The organism is Pseudomonas sp. NFIX49, assembly GCF_900115915.1.
GTDB lineage: Bacteria > Pseudomonadota > Gammaproteobacteria > Pseudomonadales > Pseudomonadaceae > Aquipseudomonas > Aquipseudomonas pharyngis.
The window spans coordinates 174,497-187,830 of the sequence record NZ_FOYE01000005.1; the positions used below are offsets into that span (position 1 = coordinate 174,497).

The following is a 13,334-nucleotide window of genomic DNA, read 5'->3' on the forward strand; positions in this document are numbered from 1 at the left end:
CCCCAGACCATGCCGCAATCCCAAGCCAAGAATCTGTCCCTGATCGCCGCGATCGACCTGGGCTCCAACAGCTTCCATATGGTCGTGGCCAAGGCCCAGAACGGCGAAATCCGTATTCTCGAACGGCTCGGAGAAAAAGTTCAGCTGGCCGCCGGCATCGACGATGAGCGTCAGCTCAACGAAGAATCCATGCAGCGCGGGCTCGACTGCCTCAAGCGCTTTGCCCAACTGATCAACGGCATGCCGCTGGGCGCCGTGCGGATCGTCGGCACCAACGCCCTGCGCGAGGCGCGCAACCGTGGCGAATTCATCCGTCGCGCCGAAGAAATCCTCGGCCATCCGGTGGAAGTCATCTCCGGCCGTGAAGAGGCCCGCCTGATCTACCTCGGCGTGTCCCACACCCTCGCCGACACTCCGGGCAAACGTCTGGTCGCCGACATCGGCGGCGGCAGTACCGAATTCATCATCGGCCAGCGTTTCGAACCGCTGCTGCGCGAAAGCCTGCAAATGGGCTGCGTGAGCTTCACCCAACGCTACTTCAAGGACGGCAAGATCACCCCGGCCCGCTACGCCCAGGCGTACACGGCGGCGCGCCTGGAAATCATGAGCATCGAACACGCCCTGCATCGCCTGACCTGGGATGAAGCCATTGGCTCCTCGGGCACCATCCGCGCCATCGGTCTGGCGCTGAAGGCCGGCGGTCATGGCACCGGCGAAGTGAATGCCGAAGGTCTGGCGTGGCTCAAGCGCCGCCTGTTCAAGCTCGGCGATGTCGACAAGATCGATTTCGAAGGCATCAAGCCGGATCGTCGGGCGATCTTCCCGGCCGGTCTGGCGATTCTCGAAGCGATCTTCGACGCCCTCGAACTGCAACGCATGGACCACTGCGAAGGCGCGCTGCGTGAAGGCGTGCTCTACGACCTGCTCGGCCGCCATCACCACGAAGACGTGCGCGAACGCACCCTGACCTCGCTGATGGAGCGCTACCACGTCGATCAGGAACAGGCCGCACGGGTCGAGCGCAAAGCCTTGCACGCCTTCGATCAAGTGGCCGTGGATTGGGAGCTGGACGACGGCATCTGGCGCGAACTGTTGGGCTGGGCGGCGAAAGTGCACGAAGTCGGTCTCGACATCGCGCACTATCACTACCACAAGCACGGCGCCTACCTGATCGAACACTCGGACCTCGCCGGGTTCTCCCGCGAAGACCAGCAAATGCTCGCCCTGCTGGTGCGTGGCCACCGCCGCAACATCCCCAAGGACAAGTTCGCCGAGTTCGGCGACGACGGCGACAAGCTGATCCGCCTGTGCGTGCTGCTGCGTTTCGCCATCCTGTTCCACCACATCCGTGGCACCCAGGCGATGCCGCAAGTGACGCTGCATGCAAATGGCAACCACCTCGACGTGGAATTCCCGGAGAACTGGCTGGATGAAAACCAGCTGACCCAGGCGGATTTCGGGCTTGAGGCCGAGTGGCTGACGCGGGTCGGGATTGTCCTGACCGTTCATTGAGTAACGGGCAGGCACAAAAAAGGCGATCCGGATGGATCGCCTTTTTTATAGCTATGAAACCTGCGGTCAGCTGCTCACCGGCAGAATCGGGCTGCCCAACCGCTCCAGCAAAGTCGCCTGCGCACTGCGCGGGTTCTGGTTGCCGGTCGGCGTGTTGCGGATGTAGCGACCGTCCGATTGCAGGCTCCAGCTGTGGGTGTTGTCGGTCAGGTACAGCTCCAGCTCTTTCTTGACCCGGGTCAGCAACTTCTTGCCTTCCACCGGGAAGCAGGTCTCGACGCGCTTGTCGAGGTTGCGCTCCATCCAGTCGGCGCTGGAGAGGAACATCTGCTCCTCGCCACCGTTGAGGAAGTAGAACACCCGGGTGTGCTCAAGGAAGCGGCCGATGATCGAGCGCACGTGGATGTTGTGCGAAACCCCGGCGATGCCCGGACGCAGGCAGCACATGCCGCGCACCACCAGATCGATGCGCACGCCGGACTGGCTGGCCTTGTACAACGCGCGGATGATCTTCGGATCGGTCAGCGAGTTGAACTTGGCGATGATGTGCGCCGGTTTGCCGTCGAGCGCAAATTGCGTCTCGCGGGTGATCATGTCGAGCATGCCCTTCTTCAGGGTGAACGGCGCATGCAGCAGCTTCTTCATGCGCAGCGTCTTGCCCATGCCGATCAACTGGCTGAACAGTTTGCCGACGTCTTCGCACAAGGCATCGTCGGAGGTCAGCAGGCTGTAGTCGGTGTACAGGCGGGCGTTGCCGGCGTGGTAGTTACCGGTGCCGAGGTGCGCGTAACGCACGATCTCTCCCTGCTCGCGGCGCAGGATCAGCATCATCTTGGCGTGGGTCTTGAAGCCGACCACGCCGTAGATCACCACCGCGCCCGCCGCTTGCAGGCGGCTGGCCAGTTGCAGGTTGGATTCTTCGTCGAAGCGCGCACGCAGCTCGATGACCGCCGTCACTTCCTTGCCGTTACGCGCGGCGTCCACCAGCGCATCGACGATTTCCGAGTTGGCGCCGGAGCGGTACAGGGTCTGGCGCACGGCCAGAACGTGCGGGTCCTTGGCGGCCTGGCGCAACAGGTCGACCACCGGGGTGAACGACTCGAACGGGTGCAGCAGCAGGATGTCCTGCTTGCTGATCACGCTGAAAATGTTCTCGCTGTTTTGCAGCAGTTTCGGGATCTGCGGCGTGAACGGCGTGTATTGCAGCTCAGGATGGCTGTCCAGACCGGTGATGCTGAACAGACGCGTCAGGTTCACCGGGCCGTTGACCTGATACAGCTCGGTCTCGCTCAGGTTGAACTGCTTGAGCAGGTAGTCCGACAGGTGTTTCGGGCAGGTGTCGGCGACTTCCAGGCGCACGGCGTCACCGTAACGACGGGAGAACAGCTCGCCACGCAGAGCGCGGGCCAGGTCTTCGACGTCTTCGGAGTCGAGCGCAAGGTCGGCGTTCCGGGTCAGACGGAACTGGTAGCAGCCTTTAACCTTCATGCCCTGGAACAGGTCATCGGCGTGGGCGTGGATCATCGACGACAGGAACACATAGTTGTCGCCAGGGCCGCCGACTTCTTCCGGCACCTTGATGATCCGCGGCAGCAGACGCGGCGCCGGGATGATCGCCAGACCGGAGTCGCGACCGAAGGCGTCGATACCTTCGAGCTCGACGATGAAGTTCAGGCTCTTGTTCACCAGCAACGGGAACGGGTGCGTCGGGTCGAGGCCGATCGGAGTGATGATCGGCGCGATCTCGTCGCGGAAATAGCGGCGGACCCAGGTTTTGATCTTGGTCGTCCAGTGGCGACGACGGATGAAACGCACCTGATGCTTTTCCAGCTCCGGGAGCAGGATGTCGTTGAGGATCGCGTACTGGCGATCTACGTGACCGTGCACCAGCTCGCTGATCCGGGCCAGGGCCTGGTGCGGTTGCAGGCCGTCGGCGCCGGCCTGTTCACGGGCGAAGGTGATCTGCTTCTTGAGGCCGGCGACGCGGATTTCGAAGAATTCGTCGAGGTTGCTGGAGAAGATCAGCAGGAACTTCAGCCGCTCCAGCAACGGGTAGGACTCGTCCAGCGCCTGTTCCAGCACGCGGATGTTGAACTGCAGTTGCGACAATTCACGGTGGATGTACAGGCTGCTGTCATCCAGGCCGGGAATCGCGATCGCCGGAACCGCCGCGGCAGGCTCGGTTGCCGGCGCGGGTGGCGCAGGCTCCAGTTCCGGCGGGGTTTCGGTAATCTGCTCGACCACGGGTTGAGCTTCTTTTACGGCAACTTCAGTGAGTCCTTCGGTATTCATCGAATGTTCCTGGGAGGGCTATTTCTGCTCTCGTAACAATTGAGCGGCACGGACAGCAAAGTAAGTCAGGATGCCATCAGCGCCGGCACGTTTAAAGGCGGTCAGGGATTCGAGGATCACGCCTTCGCTCAACCAGCCATTCTGGATCGCCGCCATGTGCATGGCGTATTCGCCGCTGACCTGATAGACGAAGGTCGGCACTTTGAAGGCATCTTTTACCCGGAACAAAATGTCCAGGTACGGCATGCCGGGTTTGACCATGACCATGTCCGCGCCTTCAGACAAGTCCGCGCCCACTTCGTGCAGGGCTTCATCGCTGTTGGCCGGGTCCATCTGATAGGAGGCCTTGTTCGCCTTGCCCAGGTTCGCGGCCGAACCCACCGCATCGCGGAACGGGCCGTAATAGGCACTGGCGTACTTGGCCGAGTAGGCCATGATCCGCACGTTGACGTGACCGGCCAGCTCCAGCGCTTCGCGGATGGCCTGGATGCGGCCGTCCATCATGTCCGACGGGGCAACCACCTGGGCGCCCGCAGCAGCATGGGACAAGGCTTGCTTGACCAGTGCATCGACGGTGATGTCGTTCTGCACATAGCCTTCTTCATCGAGAATGCCGTCCTGACCGTGAGTGGTGAACGGGTCGAGGGCGACGTCGGTGATCACGCCCAGCTCGGGGAATCGGTCACGCAGGGCGCGAGTGGCGCGCTGGGCGATACCTTCGGGATTCCACGCTTCGGCGGCATCGAGGGATTTGAGTTCGGGCGGGGTAACCGGAAACAGTGCCAGCGCCGGAATCCCCAGCTCGACCCATTTGGCGGCTTCTTCAAGCAGCAGGTCGATGGTCAGGCGCTCGACACCCGGCATCGAGGCCACGGCTTCGCGGCGGTTTTCACCGTCGAGGACGAACACCGGCAGGATCAGGTCATCGACCGTCAGCACATTCTCACGTACCAGCCGCCGGGAAAAATCATCACGGCGATTGCGACGCAGGCGGGTGGCAGGGAACAGACGGTTGGCTGGGGTAAAGCTCACGGCAGACTCCTGAGCCCGCGCAAACGGGCGAGCGTGACAGTTATAGATGGCCATTATGACGGTCGTATGACAGTTATGTGCACCCCTGCGACAGGTAGTCGCTTTCCATTGTCCGTGTAGGAAATGTTCACGTCGAGACACATTTCGACACTTTCCTGAATGTGTCCGAAGGGTTAGGCTGCGCGTTCATTTCGCCAGCACCCAGACAATGCTCCAACAATTTCTGCATGACTTCGGCTACTTTGCCCTGTTTCTCGGGACGTTTTTCGAAGGCGAAACCATCCTGGTGCTCGCGGGCTTCCTCGCGTTCCGTGAATACATGGACATCAAACTGGTGGTGGTCGTGGCGTTCTTCGGCAGCTATGCCGGCGATCAGCTGTGGTACTTCCTGGGCCGCAAGCACGGGCGCAAGCTGCTGGCGCGCAAGCCGCGCTGGCAGATGATGGGCGACCGCGCGCTGGAACACATCCGCAAGCACCCGGACATCTGGGTCTTGAGCTTTCGCTTCGTGTACGGCCTGCGCACGGTGATGCCGGTGGCAATCGGCCTCTCGGGCTATCCGCCGGGACGTTATCTGCTACTCAACGGTATCGGCGCCGCGATCTGGGCCACCGCCCTGGCCGCCGCTGCTTACCATTTCGGCGCCGTGCTCGAAGGCATGCTCGGCAGCATCAAGAAGTATGAGTTGTGGGTGCTGGGCGCGCTGCTGGTGCTCGGCCTGGGCCTATGGCTGCGCCGCCGGTTCAAGAATGCCCGGCTGGCGAAAAAGGTTTACGAGGAAGAACAGGCCGAGCTGCTGGCCAAGGCCGAACGGCACAAAGCCGAAATGACCAACACCGCCGATCCTAAGACGCCAGCCGAGTAAGTCGCTGGCGACAGCCATACAGCCCGATGCCGCTGAGCAGGCTGTAACTGAGTAGGCCGACCCATATCCCCGGGCTGGCCGGCCAGAGTCCGACCAGCGGCGCCAGCCACACCAGCGGCAGGTTCAATGCCAGCCGCAACACTTCAAGCTTCGCCGCCCACGGGCGATTCTCCAGGGCCGCGCCCAACACGAACAAACCGAACGCCACCGCGCCCCAGCCGAGCAGCAATGCTCCGGTGGGCAGACTGTGTTCCAGATTCATCAGATAACTGCCCAGCGCCACATACACGCCGAACTGCAACCCCACGTACCACTGCTGACGGCTGTCCAGCGGCACTTCGAATTTGCGGAACTGACTCAGGTCCGGCTTGTTCATCGGGTACTTCGCCGCAACGTCCGCCGGACGCCAGCCGGTGCGCATGAACCAGATCCGGATCTTGTCCCACGTACGCTCGGCCCGGCGCGCGTCGTCCCACAGTTGGGCGTAGAACTGCAGGTTGGCCCACAACGGATTCCAGCTCCCCAGCGGTGTGGTCACGCCGAAAATCACCGGCTCGTTGTCGTCCTCCTCCTGGAACGAGCCGAACAGTCGGTCCCAAATAATGAACACCCCGCCGTAGTTGCGATCCATGTAGAGAGCGTTCTGTGCATGGTGGGCCCGATGATTGGACGGCGTGACGAAGCACCACTCGAACCAGCCGAGCTTGGGAATGTGCCGGGTATGGACCCAGAACTGATACAGCAGATTCAGCGCCGCAACGCTGACGAACACCAGCAGCGGCACCCCGAGCACGGCCATCGGCAGGTAGAAGATCCAGCTCAGCAGGAACCCGGTGCTGGTCTGGCGCAAGGCCGTGGAAAGGTTGTAGTCCTCGCTCTGGTGATGCACCGAATGCGCCGCCCAGAGAATGTTCCGTTCATGGCCCATGCGATGCAGCCAGTAATAGCAGAAGTCATAGAAGACAAAGGCAAACACCCAGACCCAGACGCTGTCCGCAGGCAACCTGACCAGCGCCAGATGCTCCAGGGCAAACGCATAGGTCACCAGGCCCACGCCCTTGGTCAACAGGCCGGTGGTGGTCGACAACACCCCGGTGCTGATGCTGTTCACCGCATCGGCCAGGCGATAGTTGCTCACCCCGCGCCAGCGGTCGGCGATGAGCTCCGCCGCAATCAACACGAAGAAAAACGGTACCGCATACAGGATGAAGTTCATGACGCGCCCTGGTCGGAATCTGTAGCTCAGATCCTAGGTGTAGCCGCGGCTTGATCCTATGGCAACGAACGACAAATTAGAGGACATTTAGCGCCATGAATCTGGAGAGAAACCCATGAGCAAAAAAGTTGCAGTGATCCTGTCCGGTTGCGGCGTTTACGACGGCGCCGAGATCTACGAAAGCGTCATTACCCTGTTGCGCCTCGACCAGCGCGGCGCCCAGGTGCAGTGCTTCGCCCCGAACATCGCGCAATTGCATGTGATCAATCACCTGACCGGTGAAGAAATGCCCGAGTCGCGCAACGTACTGGTGGAATCGGCTCGCATCGCCCGGGGCAACGTCAAGGATCTGCGTGAGGCCGATGTCGAGGACTTCGATGCGCTGATCGTGCCAGGCGGTTTCGGTGCGGCGAAGAACCTGTCGAACTTCGCCATCGAAGGCGCCGGCTGCACCGTGCAGCCGCAAGTGCTGGCGCTGGCCGAAGCCTTTGCCGAAGCGGGCAAACCGGTGGGCCTGATCTGCATTTCGCCGGCGCTGGCCGCGAAAATCTACGGCCCCGGCGTGACCTGCACCATCGGCAACGACGCCAACACCGCCGCCGCCATGAACAAGATGGGCGCCAACCACGAAGACTGCGCGGTGACCGACATCATTGAAGACAAGGCGCGCAAACTGGTGACCACTCCGGCGTACATGCTGGCGCAGACGATCAGCGAGGCGGCTTCAGGGATCAACAAACTGGTGGATCGGGTGCTAGAGCTGACTCACGAAAACGACGCCTGACCGGAGACCGTGATCGTTCCCACGCTCCGCGTGGGAATGCAGCCTTGGACGCTCCGCGTCTGCTTTGCATCGGTGGTGAGGCTGGGACGCGGAGCGTCCCGAGAGGCATTCCCACGCAGACGGTTCGACGCCTCGACGTGGGAACGATCAATGTTCAGGTTTTGCGGGCGAGCCTGGTGAGGATCCGGTCCAGCGCATTGGCGAACGCCTGCTTCTCGCGGTCACCGAACGGCGCCGGGCCGCCAGTGACCTGGCCTTGCTCACGCAGGTCGGTGAACAGGTTGCGTGTCGCCAGCCGCTCACCCATGTTCTGCGCGTCGAACTCCTTGCCGCGCGGGTCCAGCGCTGCAACGCCCTTCTTCACCAGCCGGTCGGCCAGTGGAATGTCGCTGCAGATCACCAGTTCACCCGGCACCGCATGCTCCACCAGATAATCATCCGCCGCATCCGGGCCGCTCGGCACCACGATCAGCTTGACGATCGCCAGCGCCGGTTTGCTCTGCGGCTGCCCCGCCACCAGCACCACTTCGAAGCGACGCTTGAGGGCGAACTTCACCACCAGCTCCTTGGCCATCTTCGGGCAGGCGTCGGCATCGATCCATACGCGCATCATCTCAAGCCGCCACTCGGCGCTTTTCAGCCAACCAACTGCGGCCATACAGCACGATGATCGCCGCAATCGCCACGGCCTGCGCCGTCAGCGAATAGGCATCGGCATGAATGCCCAGCCAGTCGAAATCGAAGAACGCCACCGGCCGGGTGCCAAAGATCCCGGCTTCCTGCAACGCCTTCACGCCGTGGCCGGCGAACACCACCGACAACGCGCAGAGCAGCGCTGCGTTGATGCTGAAGAACAGCGCCAGCGGCAGTTTCGCCGAACCGCGCAGGATCACCCACGCCAGACCGAACAGCAGCACCAGCGCCGTCGCACCACCAGCAAGTACCGCGTTATGCCCGGCGGGACCGGCCTGCAGCCACAGGGTTTCGTAGAACAGGATCACTTCGAACAGTTCGCGGTATACCGAGAAGAACGCCAGGATCGCGAAACCGAAACGCCCGCCTCCGCCAACCAGACTCTGCTTGATGTAGTCCTGCCAGGCTGCCGCGTGCCGACGGTCGTGCATCCACACCCCGAGCCACAACACCATGACGCTGGCAAACAGCGCCGTGGCGCCTTCCAGCAGTTCACGCTGGGAGCCGCTGACATCGATCACGTACGCCGCCAGCGCCCAGGTCCCGAGACCGGCCAGCAATGCCAGACCCCAGCCGACGTTGACGCTGCGCACCGCCGATTGCTGGCCGGTGTTGCGCAAGAACGCGAGGATCGCCGCCAGCACCAGAATCGCTTCCAGACCTTCGCGCAGCAGAATCAGCAGACCGGAGATGTAGCTCAGCGACCAGCTCAATCCATCGCTGCCCAACAGGCCGGCAGACTCCTTGAGTTTGGCCTTGGCCGCATCGAGACGCTGTTCGGCCTGCTCCACCGGCAAGCCGTCCTGCAGCGATTGCCGATAGGCCATCAGGGACTTTTCGGTGTCCTTGCGCACGTTGGCGTCGACGTTGTCCAGCGAGCTTTCGACCAGTTCGAAGCCTTCCAGATACGCCGCCACCGACAGGTCGTAAGCCTGATCGTGTTCACCGGCACGGTACGCCGCCAGGCTCTTGTCCAGGGTCGCGGCGGTGTAGTCGAGCAACTGCGCCGGGCCGCGCTTGACCTGCGGCGGCTGCGCCCGTTGCGCACGGAAGATCGCGGCGGCTTCAGCGCCCTCGGCAGCCTGCACCTCGGCCGGGGTCTGGCGGGCCAGATCAGCAATGTTGTAGGTCTTGTCGGATTTGGCCGTGGCCGGATCGGCGCTGAACTGCGCGATATAGGTCGCCAGATCCCAGCGCTGACGGTCGTCCAGTTGATCGGCAAAGGCTGGCATGTCAGTGCCTTCGACGCCCTGGCCGAGAGTGCTGTAGATCGCGTACAGGCTCAGGCGATCCATCCGCGCGGCGTCGCGCAGATTGGCCGGCGCCGGCGTCATGCCGAGACCCGCCGGGCCGTCGCCGGCACCGGTGTCGCCATGGCACACCGAGCAGTTCTGCGCGTAGAGCGGCGCACCGCGGGTCGGGTCGGGGGTGATGATCGGGGCCTGGCTGACTTCATAAGCCACCGCCAGTTTCGCCCCCAGTTGCCGAGCCTGACGGGCGACGTCCGCACCGTCCTGTTTCGCCGTGATCGCGGCGTGCAAGGCGCTGACGCCCTGTTCCAGCGCCGCTTTCTCCGGTTTGGCCGGCAGGTCGGCGATCAGCCCTTGCAGCACCTGGGTGAATTCCAGTTGCTCGCGGTATTCGCCATCGTCGATGACCTTGCCTGCCGCTACCGTCGGCGGGTAATCGGCGCTGATGTAATCAAGCAGGTGCAACGCTTGCGGCGCGCCTTCCACGGTGTCGGCCAGCAGATTGAAGCTGCTCAGGGCGCACAGCGGGAACACCAGCCAGGCCAGAAATCGGGACGCGGCAGTCATGAATGAGTCTCAAATGGAAATGCGAAGTTACATATTGTTCACTTCGAGCGCGATTCCCTCAAGCTTTCTCTCCAATACCCGGCACATGGCCACTGCCCACCCCTATAATCCTTCACCTTTCGCCTCTCTGCTCCAGGAAGAGCTGCACTCCATGCGCCAATGCCTGCTACTCCCGGTATTAATCAGCACGATCCTGCAACTGAGCGGCTGCGCGGCTTACCGCAATTACGACCTGGAAATGCAGCAAACCAACGACCGGCTGATGCTCGGCGACTATCAGGGTGCCCTGGACCTGCTGGAATGGAACAACCCCTGGGAAGAAAAGGATCTGCTGTATTACTTCGAAAAGGGCTCGATCCTCAGCTTCGCCAACGCACGCCCCCAGAGCCAGAAAGCCTGGCGCAGCGCCGACCGGATGGTGTTTCAACGCGAAGAGGCCGTACCTTCCGCGCCCATGAAGCTGCTCAACCGGTTTGCCTATGAAATGGGCACCCTGCTGGTCAACGACAAGCTCAGCCGCTACGAAGGCTATGACTACGAAAAAGTCATGCTGACCACACAGATGGCCCTCAACCAATTGGGCGAAAGCGATTTCGACGGCGCCCGGGCAGACATCAAGAAGACCCACGAACGTGAAGCACTGATCGCCCGCCGGCGGGAGCGCCAGTATGAAGAACTCGAGGAACAGGCCAAAGCTCAGGGCATCGTCGTGCAATACAAGGATCTGCAGGGCTATCCCGTCACCACCCTGGACGCGCCAGCGGTTATCGAACTGAAGAACGGCTACCAGAGTGCTTTCAGCCATTACCTGGCCGGGTTCACCTATGAAGCGCTGGGTGAACGGGATCTGGCCGCACCGGGTTATCGCCAGGCAATCGAGTTGCGCCCGAATATCCCCTTCCTCGAACAGGCGTTGCGCAATCTCGACCAGCCGCCGGCCAAGGATGATGAAAGCGATGTTCTGATCGTCGTCCAGAGCGGTCTGGCGCCGGCCCGCAGCTCGGTAACGGTGCCGATCCCGGTGCGGCTCAATGAAAGTCTGGTCATTACCGCACCGATCTCGTTTCCCATCCTGGTGCCGGACACCGTCACACCAGCGTTCGACCACATCCTGGTGGATGGCCGCAAACGCCCGCTGACCGTGATCAACAGCGTCACCGACATGGCGTTTCGTACGCTGCGCGATGACATGCCGGCGATCATTTCCCGGGCAATGTTCCGCGCCAATATGGCCGCCATTTCCCAGGCCCAGGAAAACGAACGCAATCCGGCCAAGGCCTCGCTGGTCGTCACCGAGCACGACCCCTTTGAGGAGGCCGATACCCGAACCTGGCGCACGCTCCCCGACAAGACATTGGTGGCACGCATCCGGCTGAAGAAAGGCGATCATCAATTCAATGCGCCCAATGCACCCGGAGCGTCATCGGTCACCCTGCGCATCGACCGCGATCACCAGTTGGTCAACCTGCGAGTTTTGAGAGATATCGCCAACGTAATCGGCAATGCCAGACTGCCGGATAAGTAATGGCACCCAGCTAACCAGTGCAATTAAAAAGCTATTACATAGCCAGCATCGCCCGCTTATAATGCCGCGCCCGCGCTATCGCGTTGAGGCATTAAAGCTCCTCTTTTTATGAGGAATTGGCAGGAGGCCAGTGCCACTGTCGATCGGTCCCAGCAGCCCGACCCGCACCCGAGGCTGTCGCTACTCATGGAAGAAGTAACCCCATGGCATTCCGCGCTCCCACTCTGATCGCGCTCAGCGCTGTCACCCTGCTGTCCGGCTGTTCGGCGTTTCGCAACTACGATTCCGAACTGGCCCAGACCAACCAGCAACTGGCCACCGGCAACGTCGAGGCCGCCCTGACCCTGCTGGAAAAAAACAACACCGGCCCGGACAAGGACCTGCTCTATTACTTCGAGAAGGGTGAATTGCTGCGTGCCAAGGGCGATCTTTCCGGCAGCCAGAATGCCTGGACCAGCGCCGACCAGGTGGTGGGCAAGTGGGAAGATTCGGTCAAGCTCGACACCGACAAGTACCTGGCCCAGTTCGGCAGTTTCCTGGTCAACGACAAGGTGCGCCGCTACGAAGGCTACGACTACGAAAAAGTCATGCTGACTACGCAGATGGCCCTGAACCTGCTGGCGGTCAACGATTTCGACGGCGCCCGCACCGCGATCAAGAAGACGCACGAGCGTGAAGCGGTGATCGCCGACCTGCGCGACAAGGAATACCTCAAGAGCGAAGAGGAAGCCGAGAAAGAAGGCATCAAGACCGAGTACAAGGACTTGCAGGGTTACCCGGTCGCCAGCCTTGACGCGCCGGAAGTGGTCGGCCTGAAAAACAGCTACCAGAGTGCGTTCAGCCATTACCTGGCCGGTTTCGTCTATGAAGCTCTGGGCGAAAAAGACCTCGCTGCGCCGGGCTATCGCAAGGCTGCCGAACTGCGCCCGAACACGCCACTGCTGGAGCAGGCGTTGGTCAACCTCGACAAACCGGTCAAAAGCGATGACAGCGACATCCTGATCGTGGTGCAAAGCGGTCTGGCGCCGGCCCGCGATTCGATCCGCGTGCCGTTGCCGCTGCCAATCTACAACAACGTAGTGATTACTCCGCTGTCGTTCCCGATCATCAAGCCCGACACCTCCACCGCGACGTTCGCGCAGATCGGTGTCGATGGCCAACAGGTCGACCTGACCGCGCTGAACAGTACCACCGCCATGTCCCGCCGCGCCCTGCGCGATGACATGCCGGGGATCATCCTGCGCACCACCGTGCGCGCGATCACCAAAGGTGTGGCGCAGAAGAAAATCAACGAAACCAACCCGCTGGCGGGTCTGGCCGTAGGTATTTCTTCAGCTGTGCTCGAAGGTGCCGATACCCGTACGTGGCGTACCCTGCCGGACATGACTCAGGTTGTACGTCTGCGCTTGAAGAAAGGTGAGCACCTGGTCACTCTGCCGAGCGCCGTCGGTGGCTCTCAGGTCAAGGTCACCGTCGATCAGCGTTATCAGGTGATCACCCTGCGCGCCGTCGGCAATCAGGTGTTCGCTGCCGGCCTCGCCGCCCACGTCACCCCGAGCGCTGGCGCCACCGCCGTGGCCAGCCTCAAACAACCTTAA

The 13,334-nt window shown here is 62.0% G+C and carries 10 protein-coding genes; 5 read left to right on the forward strand and 5 right to left on the reverse strand.

Features of this window, described 5'->3' with window-relative positions; all coding sequences use genetic code 11:
• Positions 1-9 precede the first annotated feature (9 nt).
• A complete protein-coding gene (gene ppx / locus BMZ46_RS15705; RefSeq protein WP_039765323.1) occupies positions 10-1,512 on the forward strand; it encodes an exopolyphosphatase in 1,503 nt (500 codons plus the stop codon).
• Positions 1,513-1,578: 66 nt separating this feature from the next.
• On the opposite strand, the gene ppk1 is transcribed toward ppx, so the two are convergent.
• Positions 1,579-3,804 (reverse strand): polyphosphate kinase 1, encoded by a 2,226-nt coding sequence (ppk1, locus tag BMZ46_RS15710; protein ID WP_039765322.1) that lies wholly within the window; start codon positions 3,802-3,804, stop codon positions 1,579-1,581.
• A gap of 18 nt (positions 3,805-3,822) precedes the next feature.
• A complete protein-coding gene (hemB, locus tag BMZ46_RS15715) occupies positions 3,823-4,836 on the reverse strand; it encodes a porphobilinogen synthase (RefSeq protein ID WP_007951836.1) in 1,014 nt (337 codons plus the stop codon).
• 208 nt (positions 4,837-5,044) lie between these two features.
• Between hemB and BMZ46_RS15720 the strand changes: the two genes are divergently transcribed.
• The gene (locus tag BMZ46_RS15720) at positions 5,045-5,701 is read left to right on the forward strand and encodes a DedA family protein (RefSeq protein ID WP_039765319.1); all 657 of its coding nucleotides are present in this window, start codon (positions 5,045-5,047) and stop codon (positions 5,699-5,701) included.
• Here BMZ46_RS15720 and BMZ46_RS15725 read toward each other — a convergent pair.
• Positions 5,682-6,917 carry a sterol desaturase family protein gene (locus BMZ46_RS15725; protein ID WP_074690047.1) on the reverse strand — a complete coding sequence of 412 codons (1,236 nt, stop codon included), beginning with the start codon at positions 6,915-6,917 and terminating at the stop codon, positions 5,682-5,684. The two genes, BMZ46_RS15720 and BMZ46_RS15725, sit on opposite strands and share 20 nt — an antisense overlap.
• A 115-nt stretch (positions 6,918-7,032) precedes the next feature.
• On the opposite strand from BMZ46_RS15725, the gene elbB reads away from it, so the two are divergent.
• Positions 7,033-7,701 carry an isoprenoid biosynthesis glyoxalase ElbB gene (gene elbB, locus BMZ46_RS15730; RefSeq protein WP_039765316.1) on the forward strand — a complete coding sequence of 223 codons (669 nt, stop codon included), beginning with the start codon at positions 7,033-7,035 and terminating at the stop codon, positions 7,699-7,701.
• A 154-nt stretch (positions 7,702-7,855) separates the two neighbouring features.
• Here elbB and BMZ46_RS15735 read toward each other — a convergent pair whose 3' ends face one another.
• Together BMZ46_RS15735 and BMZ46_RS15740 are read right to left on the reverse strand one after the other, a co-directional pair.
• Complete coding sequence (locus tag BMZ46_RS15735; protein WP_039765442.1) at positions 7,856-8,311, reverse strand: YaiI/YqxD family protein; 456 nt, start codon at positions 8,309-8,311, stop codon at positions 7,856-7,858.
• Positions 8,312-8,315: 4 nt separating this feature from the next.
• Positions 8,316-10,211, reverse strand: coding sequence for an FTR1 family protein (locus BMZ46_RS15740; RefSeq protein WP_074690045.1), 1,896 nt, complete (start codon positions 10,209-10,211; stop codon positions 8,316-8,318).
• A gap of 151 nt (positions 10,212-10,362) precedes the next feature.
• Between BMZ46_RS15740 and BMZ46_RS15745 the strand changes: the two genes are divergently transcribed.
• Positions 10,363-11,736 (forward strand): COG3014 family protein, encoded by a 1,374-nt coding sequence (locus BMZ46_RS15745; protein ID WP_074690043.1) that lies wholly within the window; start codon positions 10,363-10,365, stop codon positions 11,734-11,736.
• A 203-nt stretch (positions 11,737-11,939) separates the two neighbouring features.
• A complete protein-coding gene (locus BMZ46_RS15750; protein WP_074690041.1) occupies positions 11,940-13,334 on the forward strand; it encodes a COG3014 family protein in 1,395 nt (464 codons plus the stop codon).